Here is an 18,498-nt window from a genome sequence, read left to right as displayed (position 1 = left end):
ACCCGTACAGCCCGATCGGGCACCGTGTGCGGCGGGTGAAGGCAAACTACAACGACGGGCACGATGAGCCAAGAGATCCGCGGGTCCGAACCTGAAGCGACCCGCCGGGAGGCCGGGGAATCGGAGAGCAGCCGGGCAAGTCGCGGCTGGTGGGACCGGAACGCCGACGAGTACCAGAGCGACCACGGGGCCTTCCTGGGGGACGACCGCTTCATCTGGGGTCCGGAGGGCCTGGACGAGGCCGAGGCGGGCCTGCTGGGCCCCGCCGCCGGGCTGAAGGGCCTGGACATCCTGGAGATCGGTGCCGGCGCGGCCCAGTGCTCGCGCTGGCTGGCCGCACAGGGCGCCCGCCCGGTGGCCCTGGACCTCTCGCACCGCCAGCTCCAGCACGCGCTGCGGATCGGCGACGACGTCCCCCTCGTGGAGGCCGACGCGGGCAGGCTCCCGTTCCGGGACGGCTCCTTCGACCTGGCCTGTTCCGCCTACGGGGCGGTGCCCTTCGTCGCGGACCCCGGACAGGTGTTCCGTGAGGTGCACCGGGTGCTGAGGCCCGGGGGCCGCTGGGTCTTCTCGGTGACGCACCCGGTCCGCTGGGCGTTTCCCGACGAGCCGGGCCCCGAGGGGCTCTCGGTCGCCGCCTCCTACTTCGACCGGGTCCCGTACGTGGAGCAGGACGAGCAGGGCGACGCCGTGTACGTGGAGCACCACAGGACACTCGGCGACAGGGTGCGCGACGTGGTGGCGGGCGGTTTCCGGCTGACGGACCTGGTGGAGCCCGAGTGGCCCGCCTGGAACAACCAGGAGTGGGGCGGCTGGTCCCCCCTGCGCGGCAACCTCATCCCCGGGACCGCGATCTTCGTGTGCGAGCGGGACCGCCGGACCTGGTGAGGGGCGGGCGTACGAGACTGGGGGCGTGATCCGTACCGACGCCCTCGGCCAGTTGCCCGTACGCACCGCTGTGCCCGCTCTGGAGCGGGCACTCGACGACCGGGGGGTCGCGGTGCTCTGCGCACCGCCCGGGACCGGCAAGACGACCCTCGTGCCCCTGGTGCTCGCCGGCCTCACCGGCGGCGGTCCGGTGCGCCGGGTGGTGGTCGCCGAGCCCCGGCGGATCGCGGCCCGGGCGGCGGCACGGCGGATGGCCTGGCTGATCGGCGAGCAGCCGGGCGGCCGGGTCGGCTTCACCGTGCGCGGGGAACGGGTGGTGGGGCGCGACACGGTGGTCGAGGTCGTGACCACCGGGGTGCTGCTCCAGCGGCTGCAGCGCGACCAGGAGCTGGCCGGCGTCGATGTCGTGATCATCGACGAGTGCCACGAGCGCCATCTGGACGCCGACACGGTCGCCGCGTTCCTCCTCGACGTGCGGGCGGCCATCAGGCCGGACCTGCGACTGGTCGCGGCGTCGGCGACGACGGACGCGGAGGGCTGGGCCCGTCTGCTGGGCGGCGCTCCCGTGATCGAGGCACAGGGGGTGTCCCATCCGGTCGAGGTGGTGTGGGCGCCGCCGCCCGGGTCCGTGCGTCCGCCGCACGGCATGAGGGTCGATCCGGCACTGCTGACGCACGTGGCCGCCGTGGTGCGCCGCGCGCTCGCCGAGCGTGACGGCGACGTGCTGTGCTTCCTGCCCGGGGTCGGGGAGATCGGCCGGGTGGCCGGGCAGCTCGCGGGCGTGGGTGCCGAGGTGCTCCAGGTGCACGGCCGGGCACCCGCGGCCGTGCAGGACGCGGTGCTCGCCGGGTCGTCGCAGGGGCGCCGGGTGGTCCTCGCGACATCGGTGGCGGAGTCGTCGCTGACGGTGCCGGGGGTGCGGGTCGTCGTGGACTGCGGGCTGGCCAGGGAGCCGCGTACCGACCATGCGCGGGGTCTGAGCGCGCTCACGACCGTACGGGCGTCCCAGGCGGCCGGACGGCAGCGCGCGGGCCGGGCGGGGCGCGAGGCGCCGGGCGCCGTGTACCGCTGCTGGGAGCAGGCCGAGGACGGGCGGCTCGCCCGGTTCCCGTCCCCCGAGATCAAGGTGGCCGATCTGGCCGCGTTCGCACTGCAGGCGGCGTGCTGGGGCGATCCCGACGCCTCGGGGCTCGCGCTGCTGGATCCGCCGCCGGCCGGGGCGATGGGCGCGGCACGGGAGGTCCTGACCGCGGTGGGCGCGGTGGACGCGTCGGGGCGGGTGACGGACCGGGGTGTGCGGATGTCCCGCCTGGGTCTGCACCCGCGCCTCGCGCGGGCCCTGCTGGACGGTGCGGACGAGGTGGGCGGGCGCCGTGCCGCGGAGGTCGTGGCGCTGCTGAGCGAGGAACCGCCGCGGGAGTACGGGGACGATCTGGCGGCCGCGCTGCGCACCGCGCGGCGGGGCGGCGACGGTTACGCGGCCCGCTGGCGGCAGGAGGTGCGGCGGCTGTCGTCCTCGCTCGGCAGGGCCGCAGGCCCGGGTACGGGGTCGGACGACGCGGCCGCGGGACTCGTGGCGGCGCTGGCGTTCCCCGAGCGGGTGGCACGGGCCAGGGGCGAGGGGGCGTTCCTGATGGCGTCGGGGACCGGGGCGGAGCTCCGGGACGGCTCACGGCTGCGCAGCGCACCGTGGCTGGCCGTCGCGGTCGCCGACCGGCCCGCACACTCGGCGTCCGCCCGGGTGCGTCTGGCGGCGGTCGTCGACGAGGACACCGCGCGGCTGGCGGCCGGGCATCTGCGGTTCTCCGGCGAGGAGGTCCGCTGGGTGGACGGCGATGTGGTGGCCCGTTCCGTGGAGCGGCTGGGGGCCGTAGAGCTGTCGGTGCGCGCACTGAAGCAGCCGGCGCCCGAACTGGTGCGCGGTGCCCTGCTGGACGGTCTGCGGCGCGAGGGCACGGGGCTGCTGCGGTGGACCCGGGACAGCGAGCAGCTGCGGCTTCGGCTCGCGTTCCTGCACCGGGAGCTGGGGGCTCCCTGGCCCGATGTGTCGGACGGCGCGCTGCTGTCGCGTACCGAGGAGTGGCTGGAGCCCGAGCTGTCGCGGGCCAGGCGCCGCTCGGACCTCGCGCGGATCGACGCCGGGCAGGCGCTGCGGCGGCTGCTGCCGTGGGCGACGGGCGATGCCGCCCGGCTCGACGAGCTGGCCCCGGAGCGGATCGCGGTGCCGAGCGGGTCGCGGATCAGGGTGGAGTACGGCGGCGAGCAGCCGGTCCTCGCGGTGAAGCTCCAGGAGCTGTTCGGGCTGCGGGAGACGCCCCGGGTGGCCGGGGTGCCCGTCCTGGTCCATCTGCTCTCCCCCGCCGGGCGGCCCGCGGCGGTGACGGCGGATCTGGCGTCGTTCTGGCGGGAGGGGTACAAGGCGGTACGGGCCGAGCTGCGCGGCCGGTACCCGAAGCACCCGTGGCCCGAGGACCCGACGACGGTGGAGGCGACGCGCTTCACCTCGGCGCGGCTGCGGCGCGAGTAGAACCTGGTCCGGCACGCGGCCGCCCCCCTGCCGCGGGTGCGGCAGGGGGGCGGCTGTGCTCGCGGTACGGGTCAGGCGGCGGGCGCCTCGGCAGCGGATGCCTCGACCTTGAGTTCGACGACGAGCGTGGCGCCGCTCGCGGTCGTGAGACGCAGCAGGAACGTGCCCGCCGTGTCGTCGGCGTAGATCTTCGGGAGCTTCAGGACTCCGTCGGCGCCGGTCTTCAGGTCCGTCAGGGTCCTGACCGCGTTGCCGTCCGCGTCCTTGAAGTGGGGACCCTTGTCGTTCTCGGCGGGCGTCTCCCCGCCGGTGATCATCGTGGCGGTGACGGCGGTGCCCGCCACCGCGATGCCCTTGTACGTCGCCTTGACCTCGACGGTGTCGGCGAACTCGGTGCCGGGGGCGGCCGTCAGGGCCTTCTCGTCGGTCCGGGCGATCGTGTCGGCCTGCCGGGCGGCGACGGCCGCCGTGTAGGTGAGGACGCGCGGCTTGTTGGTGCCCGCCACGGCCGTCACCTTGAACTCACCGGTCTTCTCACCCGCGTTGAGGACGGGCGCGGTGGCGATGCCGTCCGCCGCGGTGGGCAGCGTGACCGTGCTCCGCCCGCCGGAGAAGCGGGTGTCGGTGTCGCCGGTGATCGTGAAGGTGACCGAGGCCTTGGCGAGCGGCGACCCGAGCGTGTTCCTGGCCCGCACCTTGACGCGTTCGGCGAACGCCTCGCCCGCCGTGGCGGCGAGGGGGCCGGTGCCCGCGTTCTCGAGGCTGCCCAGCGTCCGGGACGGCGTGGGGGTGGGCGACGGCTCGGGGGGCGGCGTCGGCGTGGGGCTGGGCGAACCGCTGCCGCCCGGCTTGGGCGGGGTCGGGGAGGGGCTCGGGGTCGCACCGCTGCCGCCCGTCCCTGACGGGGAGGGGCTGGGGTCCGGCGACGAGCCGGCGCCGGAGCCGCTGGTGTTGCCCGAGGGGAGGACGCCCGTGCCGTCGGGGACCTCGTGGGTGCCGCGCTTGTAGAACTCGAACCAGGAGCGAACCGTCCGCAGGTACTCCTGCGAGTGGTTGTAGCTCAGCACCGCCCGGTCGAGGTCCGCCGCGACGGCCAGGTTCCGGGTGCCCGCGCAGAGGTAGCGCCCGGCGGCCAGTGCCGCGTCGTAGATGTTGTTGGGGTCCTTGCGTCCGTCGCCGTTCCCGTCCTGGCCCCAGGTGGCCCAGGTCTGCGGGATGAACTGCATCGGGCCGACCGCACGGTCGTGGGTGGAGTCGCCGTCGTACGCTCCGCCGTCGGTGTCCTTGATCAGCGCGAAGCCCTGGCCGTTGAGGGCCGGGCCGAGGATCGGGGAGAACGTGGTGCCGTTGGCGTCGACCTTGCCGCCGCGTGCCTGGCCGGACTCGACCTTGCCGATCGCCGCGAGGAGTTGCCAGGGCAGCCGGCAGGCCGCGTCGGTGCCCGCGAGGTCCTGCTCGGCCTTCTTGTACGCCGCCAGGATCGAGGCCGGTATGCCCGCTTCCGCACTGCCCGTGACCGGTAGATTCACGGACGAACCGGGCTTGTTGGGCGTGTTGAGCGGCGGCAGGTCCGTGTAGTACGGCGAGTTGCCGGTGGCCGCGCTGTCGCCGGGCGATGCGGAACCGGACGCCGCCGGGTCACCGCCGCCGTCGGCGAGCGGGGCACCGGGAGCCTGCGAAGCGGAGAGGGCCGCAACAGCGGCTGCCGCCACCGCGGTCGTGGTGGCCCCCCTGCGAAGCCGTCGGCCGAATTGCGCTGCCATACGTTCTGGTCCCTCCCCGTCGACGGCTGTTCGCGCTCTCCCCAGCGCGGGACTCAGGCGACCCTACGGCAACTTGTGCCGCCCGAACACTGGCACATGACCGGTTCTTACCGACTTTTCACGAAGCCGCCGACACCTTGCACGGGAGGTTCGGGCAGGTGACGGGGGCTCACGCATACTTGCCGTCATGCCGTTCACCCTCAGCCATGCCGCAGCCGTACTGCCGGGCATCCGCAGGTCCGGGACGGGCCGTGGCCCGCTGTCCGCCTCAGCGCTCGTCGCGGGTTCGTTCGCACCCGACATGCCCTACTTCGCGGACACGGCCATTCCCGGGGCGATGGAATTCGGCGCGGTCACCCACGCGGTGTGGGGTGTGTTCACGGTGGACGTGGCCATCGCCTCGGCCCTGGTCGCACTCTGGCTGCTGCTGCGCGAACCGCTCGTCGCGCTCCTGCCCACGGCGTGGCAGGGGCGCGTGCACACCTTCGTACGGGGCCGGCGACGGGAACCCGGCACGCCGCCGACCGTGTCCGAAGTTCTGTGGTTCGTCCGGTCCGCGGTCATCGGGGCGGGCACCCATGTCGTGTGGGACGCCTTCACCCATCACGACCGGTGGGGCACCGAACTCGTTCCCGTGCTCAACCGCAGCATCGGCGGCTTCCCGGTGTTCCAGGTCGTCCAGTACGGGAGTTCGGCCGTGGCCCTGACGGTCCTGGCCTGGTTCACGTACACGGGCCTGCGCCGGACAGGACCGGCGGCCGTCCCGGAGTCCGTACCGGTCCTCGGCCGGACGGAGCGCCGGTGGGCGGGCGTCCTGCTCGCCGTGTGCGTGCTGCTCGGTGTCGTCCACCGGTGTGCCCGCTGGTACGCCTACTTCGGACAGATCAACACCCCGCTCGACATCATCCCGACCGCGTGCTTCGGGGCCGGAGCAGGTCTGGCGGTCGGACTCGTGCTGTACGGGGCGTGGATGCGGCTGCGGGCACCGCGCCGCCCCCGGCCCCCGGACAGGCCCGGAACACGGACCCGCCCGGCGAACGAGGACGCGCGCTGAAGGGGCCGCCTTCGAGGAGGACCCACCCCTCGAAGGCGGCCCGTTCCGGGCGGCGGACGCCTCAGTGCGCAGCCGTCTCCCAGTCCGTGCCGACACCCACGGAGACGTCCAGCGGCGCACGGAGCTCGACCGCCGTGGACATCTCCCGGCGCAGGATCTCCTCGACCTGCTCCCGCTCGCCCTTCGCGATCTCCAGGACGATTTCGTCGTGGACCTGGAGCAGCATCCGCGACGTCAGCTTCGCCTCCGTCAGCGCACGGTCCACGTGCAGCATCGCGACCTTCACGATGTCGGCGGCCGTCCCCTGGATCGGGGCGTTGAGCGCCATCCGCTCAGCCGTCTCGCGCCGCTGACGGTTGTCGCTGTTCAGGTCCGGGAGGTAGCGGCGCCGGCCGAAGACCGTCTCCGTGTACCCGGTGGACCTGGCTTCCTCCACGACCCGGTGAAGGTAGTCGCGCACCCCGCCGAACCGCAGGAAGTAGGTGTCCATCAGACCGCGCGCCTCACCGGCCTCGATGTTCAGCTGCTGGGAGAGTCCGAACGCGGAGAGCCCGTAGGCCAGCCCGTACGACATCGCCTTGATCTTGCGGCGCATCTCCGCGTCGACGGCCGACTTCTCGACACCGAACACCTGCGAGGCGACCGTCGTGTGCAGGTCCTCGCCGGAGGTGAACGCCTCGATCAGACCGGCGTCCTCGGAGAGATGGGCCATCACCCGCAGCTCGATCTGGCTGTAGTCCGCCGTCATCAGCGTCTCGAAACCCTCGCCGACGACGAAGCCCCGGCGGATCGCCCGCCCCTCGTCCGTACGGACGGGGATGTTCTGCAGGTTGGGGTCGGTGGAGGAGAGCCGGCCCGTCGCCGCGACCGTCTGGTTGAACGTGGTGTGGATACGGCCGTCCGCACCGATCGTCTTGATCAGGCCTTCGACCGTGACCCGCAGCTTCGCCTGCTCACGGTGGCGCAGCATGATGACCGGCAGCTCGTGCTCGGTCTGCGCGGCCAGCCACGCCAGCGCGTCCGCGTCGGTCGTGTAGCCCGTCTTCGTCTTCTTCGTCTTCGGCAGGGCCAGCTCGCCGAAGAGCACTTCCTGGAGCTGCTTGGGCGAGCCGAGGTTGAACTCACGGCCCACCGCGGCGTGCGCCTCCTTCACCGCCTGCTGCACCGCACCGGCGAACTGCTGCTCCATGCCCTCCAGATGGGCCCGGTCGGCGGCGATGCCGTGCCGCTCCAGCCGGGCCAGCATGATCGAGGTGGGCAGCTCCATGTCGTACAGCAGCTCGGTGGCACCGACCTCCTTCAGGCGCGTCGTGAACGCGTCCCCGAGGTCCAGCACCGCGCGGGCCTGCGCCATCAGGGCATCGGCCTCCGCACGGTCGTCGGCGCCGAAGGCCAGTTGCCCGTCGGATGCGGGGGCCGGGGCCAGCTCACGGCCGAGGTACTCCACGGCCAGCGCGTCCAGCGCGAAGGAGCGGCGGCCGGGCTTGACGAGATAGGCGGCGAGCGCGGTGTCCATGGCGATGCCGTCCAGCCGCCAGCCCTGCTCCGGGAAGACCCGCAGGGCGTTCTTGGCGTTGTGCAGGACCTTCGGGCGCTCCGGGTCCGCGAGCCAGGCGGCCAGAGCCCGCTCGTCGGCCTCGTCGAGCTCGGCCGGGTCCAGCCAGGCGGCGGCCCCGTCAGCGGCTGCGAGCGCGACCTCCGTGACCGTGCCGGTGCCCAGCGACCAGGTGTCGACGGTCATCACGCCGAGCGGCTGCCCGCCATGGGCCTCCAGCCACGGGGCGACCTCACCCGAGCCCAGGACCGCTCCGTCCAGCTCGATGCCGGCCGCGGGCTCCGGCGGACCGGCCTCCTCCGCACCCGGGTCGACGGCGAGCAGCCGCTCGCGCAGGCTCGGGTTGCGGATCTCCAGAACGTCCAGCACACCCGTGACGGCCGTGCGGTCGTACGGAGCACGCTCGAGCTCGGCCGGGACCTTCGGCAGCTCCACGTCACGGACCATCTCGGTCAGCACGCGGTTCATCTTCACCGCGTCCAGGTGGTCCCGGAAGTTCTGGCCGGCCTTGCCCTTGACCTCGTCGGCCCGCTCGACCAGCGCCGCGAACGACCCGAACTCGTTGATCCACTTGGCAGCCGTCTTCTCACCCACACCAGGGATCCCCGGAAGGTTGTCCGAGGGGTCACCGCGCAGCGCCGCGAAATCCGGATACTGCCCCGGCGTGAGCCCGTACTTCTCCTGGACCTTCTCCGGGGTGAAGCGCGTCAGCTCCGAGACGCCCTTCGTCGGGTAGAGCACCGTCACGTTGTCCGTGATCAGCTGGAACGAGTCCCGGTCGCCCGTGACGATCAGCACCTCGAAGCCCGCCGCCTCGGCCTGTGTGGCCAGCGTCGCGATGACGTCGTCCGCCTCGAACCCGTCCACCGCGAACCGGTCCGCGTGCATCGCGTCCAGGAGCTCGCCGATCAGCTCGACCTGCCCCTTGAACTCGTCGGGGGTCTTGGAACGGTTCGCCTTGTACTCGGGGAACTCCTGCGCACGCCACGTCTTGCGGGACACGTCGAACGCGACCGCGAAGTGCGTGGGCGCCTCGTCGCGCAGCGTGTTCGCCAGCATCGACATGAAGCCGTACACGGCGTTCGTCGGCTGCCCCGTCGCCGTCGTGAAATTCTCCGCGGGCAGGGCGAAGAACGCCCGGTACGCCAGGGAGTGCCCGTCCATCAGGAGCAGGCGCGGTCGGTTGTCTGCCGTCTTCTTCGATGCCGTCTCAGCCACGCCCCCGATCCTGCCACGGACCACCGACAATCCGGACCGGCCGCCGCTCGTCTCCCGGTCGAGCACAGCTCGAGCGCCCTGCGCCGCGCGCCCCGCCCGATACCGCAGCGCCCCGGCCGCCCTCCGGGCGCCCCGGCGGCCGTGCGTGACAGGATCAAAAGACAGTCGCATCGCCACCAGGGAAGACGTGACAGGACGCCACGACGCGTACGCGCGGGTCGCGGGTTCGCAAGCGCTCGAAGGGGAGCACCATGGCCACCAAGCCCCCGACCGGTGACCCGGTCCAGGACGCGCCGCAGGTCGAAGCGGTCCAGCACGCGGCCGCGGGACTGCCCGCCGTCGCCCACAGCCTGCGCGTCGCCCAGCAGCAGATGGGGATGCGCCGCACCGCGCAGACCCTCCTCAAGGTGAACCAGAAGGACGGCTTCGACTGCCCCGGCTGCGCCTGGCCCGAGGGCGACAAGCGGCACACCGCCGAATTCTGCGAGAACGGCGCCAAGGCCGTCGCCGAGGAAGCGACCCTGCGCCGCGTCACCCCCGACTTCTTCGCCGCACACCCCGTCGCCGACCTGGCCACCCGCAGCGGCTACTGGCTCGGCCAGCAGGGCCGCATCACGCAGCCCATGTACCTGCCCGAGGGCGCCGACCGGTACGAGGCCGTGACCTGGGAGCGCGCCTTCCGGATCATCGCCGAGGAACTCACCGCGCTCGGCTCCCCCGACGAGGCGCTCTTCTACACCTCGGGCCGCACCAGCAACGAGGCGGCGTTCCTGCTCCAGCTCTTCGCCCGCGAGTTCGGCACCAACAACCTGCCGGACTGCTCCAACATGTGCCACGAGTCGTCCGGATCCGCACTCACCGAGACCATCGGCATCGGCAAGGGCAGCGTCAGCCTGGAGGACCTCCACCACGCCGACCTGATCATCGTCGCCGGGCAGAACCCGGGCACCAACCACCCCCGGATGCTCTCCGCCCTCGAACGGGCCAAGGCCGCCGGAGCGAAGATCATCTCGGTGAACCCCCTGCCCGAAGCCGGCATGGAACGGTTCAAGAACCCGCAGACCGCCCGCGGCATGATCAGGGGCGCCGCCCTCAACGACCTCTTCCTGCAGATCCGAATAGGCGGCGACCAGGCCCTCTTCCGCCTGCTCAACAAGCTGATCCTCGACACCGGAGGGGCCGTCGACACCGACTTCGTCGCCCGGCACACCCACGGATACGAGGACTTCGCCGAAGCGGCCCGCGCCGCCGACTGGGCCCAGACACTCACCGCCACCGGCCTGGACCGCGCCGACATCGAGCAGGCGCTCGCCATGGTCCTCGCCTCCGAGCGCACCATCGTCTGCTGGGCCATGGGCCTCACCCAGCACAAGCACTCCGTGCCGACCATCCGCGAAGTCGTCAACTTCCTCCTGCTGCGCGGCAACATCGGCAGGCCCGGCGCCGGCGTCTGCCCCGTGCGCGGCCACTCCAACGTCCAGGGCGACCGCACCATGGGCATCTTCGAACGGCCCTCCGCCGCCTTCCTGGACGCCCTGGACAGGGAATTCGCCATCACCTCGCCGCGCCACCACGGCTACGACGTCGTACGGTCCATCCAGGCGCTGCGCGACGGCGAGGCCAAGGTCTTCTTCGCCATGGGCGGCAACTTCGTCGCCGCCACACCCGACACCACCGTCACCGAAGCGGCGATGCGCCGCGCACGGCTCACCGTGCACGTGTCGACCAAGCTCAACCGCTCCCACGCGGTGACGGGCACCCGCGCCCTGATCCTGCCCACCCTGGGCCGCACCGACAAGGACGTCCAGGCCGGGCAGAAGCAGTTCGTCACCGTCGAGGACTCCATGGGCCTGGTCCACTCCTCCCGCGGCAACCTCACGCCCGCGAGCCCCCACCTGCTCTCCGAGCCGGCGATCGTCGCCCGCCTGGCCCGCGCCGTCCTCGGCCCCGCCTCCACGACACCCTGGGAGGAGTTCGAGAAGGACTACGGGACGATCCGGGACCGCATCTCACGCGTCGTCCCCGGCTTCGAGGACTTCAACGCCCGCGTCGCACGCCCGGGCGGCTTCGCGCTCCCCCACGCCCCCCGCGACGAGCGCCGCTTCCCCACCGCCACGGGCAAGGCCAACTTCACCGCCGCGCCCGTCGAGTACCCCGAGCTCCCCGAAGGCAGGCTGCTGCTGCAGACCCTGCGCTCCCACGACCAGTACAACACCACGATCTACGGCCTCGACGACCGCTACCGCGGCATCAAGGGCGGCAGGCGCATCGTGATGGTCAACCCCGAGGACGCCCGCGCCCTGGGGCTCGCCGACGGCTCGTACACCGACCTCGTCAGCGAGTGGAAGGACGGCGCCGAGCGCCGCGCACCGGGCTTCCGCGTCGTCCACTACCCGACCGCGCGCGGGTGCGCCGCCGCGTACTACCCCGAGACCAACGTGCTCGTCCCGCTCGGCGCCACCGCCGACACCAGCAACACCCCGGCCAGCAAGTCCGTCGTCATCCGTTTCGAGAAGGCCTGAGAAACCTGGACCCACCAGCGGCTAAGCGTTCGCTCAGCCGTCTGATAAGAACAGTGCACACAGCAACGAACGACCGCAGACGAACGGAGCCGGACCCATGGGCGAGCACATCGCACCCACGTTCCCCCAGGAGATCATCGACGAGTACGCCGCACTCGGCGTCGACCTCCCCGCCCTCTTCTCCGCCGGACACCTCGGCGAGCGTATGGGCGTGCAGATCGTCGAGGCCTCCGCCGAGCGCGTCGTGGGCACCATGCCCGTGGAAGGCAACACCCAGCCCTACGGGCTGCTCCACGGTGGCGCCTCCGCCGTCCTCGCCGAGACGCTCGGCTCCATCGGCACCATGCTCCACGGCGGCGCCACCAAGATTGCCGTCGGCGTCGACCTGAACTGCACCCACCACCGAGGGGTCCGCAGCGGCCTCGTCACGGGCGTCGCCACCCCCGTACACCGCGGCCGTTCCACCGCCACGTACGAGATCGTCATCACCGACGAGCAGGACAAGCGCGTCTGCACCGCCCGCCTCACCTGCCTGCTCCGCGACATGCCCCGGCCCGCCGCCGACTGAACCGGCCGCCACAACCCCCCTGCCCGGCCCGGAAATCGCACCGCATTCCGGACCGGGCAGACCCATATCCGGAGCAGGGCAGAGACGTTGACCACCACTCTCGGTCAACACCCTTGACCGCGCCACGCGTTCCATGAGCCACTTCAGCAGCCACAGCGGTCACCGCAGCAAATCGAACACATCACCCAGATGTAACACTGCGTAACAGGTGTGCAATACACGAAAAATACCGCGCGCCGCGTCCCCGGTCCGGAGGGACAGCCTCGCCGCGCCCCTTGCGCCCCGATTCGTGCGACAGCACCAAGATCGGGTCAAGCGCCTTAGCAGAGCTGCACGTTCTCAGCATGCGGTCACTTCGCAAGCCGTAAATGTCCACACTGCGCCCACCAACCCTTCCCCATGGCATAACAAGACAGTCACATCATTAGCGGACCTGTCCCGCACCCCCTCACCTGCCCTTAGAGTCACGGCCAGTCACCGCGCCGCCGGGCGCGTCTGCTGCACAGCCTTTTAAACCACCAGAACGGCCCGGCGATCGTCACGGCACCTCAGCAGAGGAGGCCGCGCCAGGGAAAGGACCTTTCGTGCGACACCGTTCTTTGCTTATCCTCACCGCAGTGCTCACCACAGGAGCACTCACCCTCACCGCCTGCGGGTCGCGCGACGACGACAAGAAGAGCAGCGGCAGCGGCGACACCCAGACCGTCGTCATCGGCCTGGACGCTCCCCTCACCGGCGACCTCTCCGCACTGGGCCTCGGCATCAAGAACTCCGCCGACCTCGCTGTGAAGACCGCCAACAAGGACAAGACCGTCCCTGGCATCAAGTTCGAGATCCAGCCCCTCGACGACCAGGCACAGCCCTCCGTCGGCCAGCAGAACGCCCAGAAGTTCATCGGCAACAAGGACGTCCTCGGAGTCGTCGGCCCCCTGAACTCCGGCGTCGCCCAGTCGATGCAGAAGCCCTTCACGGACGCCAAGCTCACCCAGGTCTCCCCCGCCAACACCGGCACCGAGCTGACCCAGGGCAACGACTGGAAGACGGGCAACAAGAAGCGCCCCTACGCGGCCTACTTCCGCACCGCCACCACGGACGCGATCCAGGGCGCCTTCGCCGCGAACTACCTCTTCAAGACGGCCAAGGTCAAGGACGTCTACCTCATCGACGACCAGAAGCCCTACGGAGCCGGCCTCGCCGCCTCCTTCAAGGCGACGTTCACGGAGCTCGGCGGCAAGATCGTCGGCACCGACCACGTCAACCCCGACGACCGTGACTTCAACTCCGTCGTCACCAAGGTCAAGGGCTCCGGCGCCAAGGCCGTCTACTACGGCGGCGAGTACCCCGCCGGCGCACCCCTGAGCCAGCAGCTCAAGGACAGCGTCCAGATCCCGCTCATGGGCGGCGACGGCATGTACAGCGCCGACTTCATCAAGCTCAACAAGAAGGCCGAAGGCGACATCGCCACCTCCGTCGGCAAGCCCGTCGAAGAGCTCGACTCCGCCAAGAAGTTTATCGCGGACTACAAGACGGCCGGCTACAAGGACGCCTACGAGGCGTACGGCGGCGGCACCTACGACGCCACCTGGGCGATCATCGAGGCCGTCAAGGCAGTCGTCGCCGCCAATGACGGCAAGCTCCCCGACGACGCCCGCGCCAAGGTCCTCGAGGCCATGGCCAAGGTCAGCTTCGAAGGCGTCACCGGCCCCGTCGCCTTCGACGAGTACGGCGACACCACCAACACCCTCATGACCGCCTACCAGGTAACCGGCGGCAAGTGGGTCTCCAAGCTCAGCGAGGCCGTGAAGTAGGTCCGCAAGGACCCTCGATCACACATAGCAACCAGACCGCGCGGGAGCGCTACGAGCGCTCCCGCGCGGTGCCATATCCGAACCACTCGACGGAGGCCCTGCGGTGAACGAACTGCCGCAACAGCTGGCCAATGGACTCATCCTCGGCGCGATGTACGGTCTCATCGCGATCGGTTACACGATGGTCTACGGAATCATCCAGCTCATCAACTTCGCACACGGCGAGATCTTCATGATCGGGGGCTTCGGAGCCCTCACGGTCTACCTCGGGCTTCCGTCCGGACTCTCCCTGCTGGCTGCGATACCCCTCATGATCGCCGGCGGAGTCCTGTGCTCCGTCGCCGTCAGCGTCGCCGCTGAACGCTTCGCCTACCGGCCACTGCGCAGCGCGCCACGTCTCGCCCCCCTCATCACCGCAATCGGCCTCTCCCTGGCACTCCAGCAGGCCGTATGGATGTGGTACCCCGACGCCACGAAGGACCGCTCCTTCCCCCAGTTCAAGGGTGAAGCGATCGAAATCTTCGGCGCCAACATCCAGCGCGGAGATCTCTTCGTCCTCATCGCAGCCCCCGTGTGCATGCTCGCCCTGGGCTTCTTCGTCTCCAAAACCCGCGCCGGACGCGGAATGCAGGCAACCTCCCAGGACCCCGACACCGCCAAGCTCATGGGCATCAACACCGACCGCATCATCGTCATGGCATTCGCCATCGGTGCCGCGTTCGCAGCCGTCGCCGCCGTCGCCTACGGGCTCAAGAACGGCCAGATCGGCTTCCGCATGGGCTTCATCATGGGCCTGAAAGCCTTCACCGCAGCCGTACTCGGCGGCATCGGCAACATCTACGGAGCCATGCTCGGCGGAGTCGTCCTCGGCGTCGCCGAATCCCTCGCCACCGGCTACATGAGCGAGGTCCCCGGCATGGAACTCTTCGGCGGCGGAGCCTGGAAGGACGTCTGGGCATTCGTCCTCCTCATCCTCGTCCTCCTCATCCGACCCCAGGGCCTACTCGGCGAACGCGTCGCGGATCGGGCGTGATACCGATGACAACCAACACCACGCCCCAGACCGGCGCACTCCTCGCGCTGCCCACCGCGGCAGCCCGCACCCTCACCGTCGCGGGCGCAGCCGTCGCACTCGTCGGCACCTTCCTCGCCTGGACCTGGACCGACGAATTCCCCGGCGACCTCACCGTCACCGGATACCCCGGCGGCCTCCAGGTCCTCACCCTGATCAGCGCAGCACTCACCCTGCTCTTCGCGCTCTCCGGGTACGGCATCCGCGGCCTGCGCTGGCTCACCCCCGGCGGCACCAACAGCCCCACCCGGCTCGCCGCACTCGGAACCCTCGGCGTCACCGGCTACGCCATCGGCGCGATCTCCGTCAAGCTCGGCGGAGTCGTCAACCTGGAACCCGGCGCCTGGATCAGCGGCATCGGCGCGATCATCGCCGTCATCGCCGCACTCGGACTCCCCAGCGACCAGCCCATCGAGCACACCACCAGGCCCAACACCCTGGACCGGTTCCTCAACAGCCTCCGCGCCCCCTCACCGGACCGCGCCAAGGCACTCCCCTCCTGGGCCGAGATCCTCATCATCGCCGGAGCATTCGGCGTCGCGCTGTACGTCTTCACCTACGGCATCGACACCGAATACGCCGAACTCTTCATCGGCTACATCATCGCCGTGGCCTTCGGCTTCACCGCACTCACCCGAGCCGGGCTCATCGCCCGGATCACCGCACTCACGGCCAAACACCGCAACGTCACCCTCGCCGCCGCACTCGTCGCAGCGTTCTGCTTCCCCTTCACCCAGCAGAACGAGGAATACGCCCTCATCGGCGCCAACATCCTCATCTTCGCGACCGTCGCACTCGGCCTGAACGTCGTCGTCGGCCTCGCCGGCCTCCTCGACCTCGGATACGTCGCATTCCTCGGCGTCGGCGCCTACGCCGCCGCCCTGGTCTCCGGCTCCCCGCTGTCACCCGTCGGCGTCCAGTTCCCCTTCTGGGCAGCAGTCCTCACCGGCGCCGCAGCCTCACTCGTCTTCGGCGTCGTCATCGGCGCCCCGACACTCCGGCTGCGCGGCGACTACCTCGCCATCGTCACCCTCGGATTCGGTGAAATCTTCCGGCTCACCGTCAACGCCCTCAACGGCGTCAGCGGCCCCGACCTCACCAACGGCTCCCAGGGCATCCCCAGCATCCCCGACCTCACCCTCTTCGGGTTCGACTTCGGGATCAGCCACGACATCGGCGGCTTCACCCTCGGCAGGTCCGCCAACTACTACCTGCTGATGCTCGTCTTCACCGCCGTCGTCGTCATGGTGTTCCGCCGCTCCGGCGAATCCCGCATCGGCCGCGCCTGGGTCGCCATCCGCGAAGACGAAACCGCAGCCACCGCCATGGGCATCAACGCCTTCCGGCTCAAGCTGCTCGCCTTCGCCCTCGGCGCCACCCTCGCCGGACTCGCGGGAACCGTCCAGGCACACGTCTCCTACACGGTCACCCCCGAGCAGTACCAGTTCGCCGGCTCCGTACCGCCCAACTCCGCATTCCTCCTCGCCGCCGTCATCCTCGGCGGCATGGGAACCCTCAGCGGACCCCTCGTCGGCGCCGCACTGCTCTACCTCATCCCGGCCAAGCTGCAGTTCATGCAGGACTACCAGCTGTTCCTCTTCGGTCTCGCGCTCATCCTCCTGATGCGCTTCCGCCCCGAAGGCCTGGTCGCCGACCGCAGGAAGCAGCTCGAATTCCACGAGACCGGCCAGCTCGACGTGCCGCCGGACATCCCACTCACCGACACAGCCGCCGGCACCACGAAGGCGGGGGCGTGACCACCATGACGACAACAGCCACACCCACCACCGGCACCGCGGTCCTCGACGCCAGCGGCGTCACCATGCGCTTCGGCGGCCTCACCGCCGTACGCAACGTCGACCTCACCGTCAACGCAGGCGAGATCGTCGGCCTCATCGGCCCCAACGGAGCCGGCAAGACCACCTTCTTCAACTGCCTCACCGGCCTCTACGTCCCCACCGAGGGCAAGGTCAGCTACAAGGGCACCGTCCTGCCGCCCAAGCCCCACCTCGTCACCCAGGCAGGCATCGCCCGCACCTTCCAGAACATCCGGCTCTTCGCCAACATGACCGTCCTGGAAAACGTCCTCGTCGGACGCCACACCAGGACCAAAGAAGGCCTCTGGTCCGCACTGCTGCGCCTCCCCGGCTACAAGAAGGCCGAGAACGCCAGCCGCGAACGGTGCATGGAACTCCTCGAGTTCATCGGCCTCCAGGACAAGGCCGACCACCTCGCGCGCAACCTCCCCTACGGAGACCAGCGCAAGCTCGAAATCGCCCGCGCACTCGCCAGCGACCCCGGTCTCCTCCTCCTGGACGAGCCCACCGCCGGCATGAACCCCCAGGAAACCCGCGTCACCGAAGAGCTCATCTTCGCGATCCGGGACCAGGGCATCGCCGTACTCGTCATCGAGCACGACATGCGGTTCATCTTCAACCTCTGCGACCGCGTCTCCGTCCTCGTCCAGGGCGAGAAGCTCGTCGAAGGCACCGCCGAAGTCGTCCAGGGCGACGAACGCGTCATCGCCGCCTACCTCGGCACCCCCTTCGAAGGCGCCCCCGGCGCCGAAGAAGTCGCCGAGGTCGAAGCCGCCGAAGCGGAAGCCTCGGCCGCGGCCGACGCCACCGCGAAGACGGTCACGCCGGAACCGGACACCACCCCGGAAGCCGAAAGCACCACGGAAACCGACACCTCCGCGGACGCCGAAAGCACCCCGGAAACCGAAGGCACCACGGACGCAGACAGCGCACCCGAGGCCGACACCACCCGCACCGAGGAGGAGGACACCCGATGACCGCACTGCTCGAGGTCGAGGACCTCCGCGTCGCCTACGGCAAGATCGAAGCCGTCAAGGGCATCTCCTTCAGCGTCGAGGCCGGCCAGGTCGTCACCCTCATCGGCACCAACGGTGCGGGCAAGACCACCACCCTGCGCACCCTGTCCGGACTCCTCAAGCCGACCAGCGGACGCATCACCTTCGACGGCAAGCCGCTCGCCGACATCCCCGCACACAAGATCGTCTCCCTGGGCCTCGCCCACTCCCCCGAGGGACGCCACATCTTCCCCCGGCTGACGATCACCGAGAACCTCCTCCTCGGCGCCTACCTCCGCAACGACAAGGCAGGCATCGAGAAGGACATCCAGCGCGCCTACGACCTCTTCCCCATCCTCGGGGAACGCCGCAAGCAGGCCGCAGGAACCCTCTCCGGCGGCGAGCAGCAGATGCTCGCCATGGGACGCGCACTCATGTCCCAGCCCAAGCTGCTCATGCTCGACGAGCCGTCCATGGGACTCTCGCCGATCATGATGCAGAAGATCATGGAGACCATCGTCGAGCTCAAGGCGGCAGGCACCACGATCCTGCTCGTCGAGCAGAACGCCCAGGCGGCCCTCTCCCTCGCGGACCAGGGCCACGTCATGGAGGTCGGCAAGGTCGTCCTCTCGGGCACCGGCGCGGACCTCCTCCACGACGAGTCGGTCCGCAAGGCCTACCTCGGCGAGGACTGACACCCTCCGCACCCGC

The 18,498-nt window shown here is 70.5% G+C and carries 12 protein-coding genes; 10 read left to right on the top strand and 2 right to left on the bottom strand.

The window, feature by feature from the left end; genetic code table 11:
- Positions 1-63: 63 nt before the first annotated feature.
- Together OG257_RS28685 and hrpB are read left to right on the top strand one after the other, a co-directional pair.
- A complete protein-coding gene (locus OG257_RS28685) occupies positions 64-888 on the top strand; it encodes a class I SAM-dependent methyltransferase (protein WP_329212175.1) in 825 nt (274 codons plus the stop codon).
- A gap of 25 nt (positions 889-913) precedes the next feature.
- Positions 914-3,415, top strand: a complete 2,502-nt coding sequence (gene hrpB / locus OG257_RS28680; RefSeq protein WP_329212173.1) for an ATP-dependent helicase HrpB — start codon at positions 914-916, stop codon at positions 3,413-3,415.
- Positions 3,416-3,486: 71 nt separating this feature from the next.
- Here hrpB and OG257_RS28675 read toward each other — a convergent pair whose 3' ends face one another.
- Positions 3,487-5,178 carry a lytic transglycosylase domain-containing protein gene (locus tag OG257_RS28675; RefSeq protein ID WP_329212171.1) on the bottom strand — a complete coding sequence of 564 codons (1,692 nt, stop codon included), beginning with the start codon at positions 5,176-5,178 and terminating at the stop codon, positions 3,487-3,489.
- Positions 5,179-5,365: 187 nt separating this feature from the next.
- Here OG257_RS28675 and OG257_RS28670 point away from each other — a divergent pair, with 187 nt between their 5' ends.
- The gene (locus tag OG257_RS28670) at positions 5,366-6,232 is read left to right on the top strand and encodes a DUF4184 family protein (protein ID WP_329212169.1); all 867 of its coding nucleotides are present in this window, start codon (positions 5,366-5,368) and stop codon (positions 6,230-6,232) included.
- A 61-nt stretch (positions 6,233-6,293) separates the two neighbouring features.
- On the opposite strand, the gene polA is transcribed toward OG257_RS28670, so the two are convergent.
- Positions 6,294-9,005, bottom strand: a complete 2,712-nt coding sequence (gene polA, locus OG257_RS28665; protein ID WP_329212168.1) for a DNA polymerase I — start codon at positions 9,003-9,005, stop codon at positions 6,294-6,296.
- 251 nt (positions 9,006-9,256) lie between these two features.
- Between polA and OG257_RS28660 the strand changes: the two genes are divergently transcribed.
- The 7 genes from OG257_RS28660 (at position 9,257) to OG257_RS28630 (ending at position 18,482) form a co-directional block, all read left to right on the top strand.
- Complete coding sequence (locus tag OG257_RS28660) at positions 9,257-11,527, top strand: FdhF/YdeP family oxidoreductase (RefSeq protein WP_329212166.1); 2,271 nt, start codon at positions 9,257-9,259, stop codon at positions 11,525-11,527.
- 97 nt (positions 11,528-11,624) lie between these two features.
- On the top strand, positions 11,625-12,095 hold the full coding sequence (locus tag OG257_RS28655; RefSeq protein ID WP_329212164.1) for a PaaI family thioesterase: 471 nt from the start codon (positions 11,625-11,627) through the stop codon (positions 12,093-12,095).
- 599 nt (positions 12,096-12,694) lie between these two features.
- Positions 12,695-13,903 carry a branched-chain amino acid ABC transporter substrate-binding protein gene (locus OG257_RS28650; RefSeq protein WP_329215397.1) on the top strand — a complete coding sequence of 403 codons (1,209 nt, stop codon included), beginning with the start codon at positions 12,695-12,697 and terminating at the stop codon, positions 13,901-13,903.
- A 103-nt stretch (positions 13,904-14,006) separates the two neighbouring features.
- On the top strand, positions 14,007-14,936 hold the full coding sequence (locus OG257_RS28645; protein ID WP_329212162.1) for a branched-chain amino acid ABC transporter permease: 930 nt from the start codon (positions 14,007-14,009) through the stop codon (positions 14,934-14,936).
- A gap of 5 nt (positions 14,937-14,941) precedes the next feature.
- Positions 14,942-16,732 (top strand): branched-chain amino acid ABC transporter permease, encoded by a 1,791-nt coding sequence (locus OG257_RS28640; protein WP_329212160.1) that lies wholly within the window; start codon positions 14,942-14,944, stop codon positions 16,730-16,732.
- Positions 16,733-16,737: 5 nt separating this feature from the next.
- Entirely contained in the window at positions 16,738-17,769 is a 1,032-nt protein-coding gene (locus OG257_RS28635; RefSeq protein ID WP_329215395.1) for an ABC transporter ATP-binding protein, read from the top strand.
- Positions 17,766-18,482, top strand: a complete 717-nt coding sequence (locus OG257_RS28630) for an ABC transporter ATP-binding protein (RefSeq protein WP_329212158.1) — start codon at positions 17,766-17,768, stop codon at positions 18,480-18,482. The genes OG257_RS28635 and OG257_RS28630 overlap by 4 nt, the downstream gene beginning before the upstream one ends.
- Positions 18,483-18,498: the final 16 nt, after the last annotated feature.

Source organism: Streptomyces sp. NBC_00683 (genome assembly GCF_036226745.1).
Lineage (GTDB): Bacteria > Actinomycetota > Actinomycetes > Streptomycetales > Streptomycetaceae > Streptomyces.
This window is presented reverse-complemented; position numbering and strand designations above follow the sequence as displayed.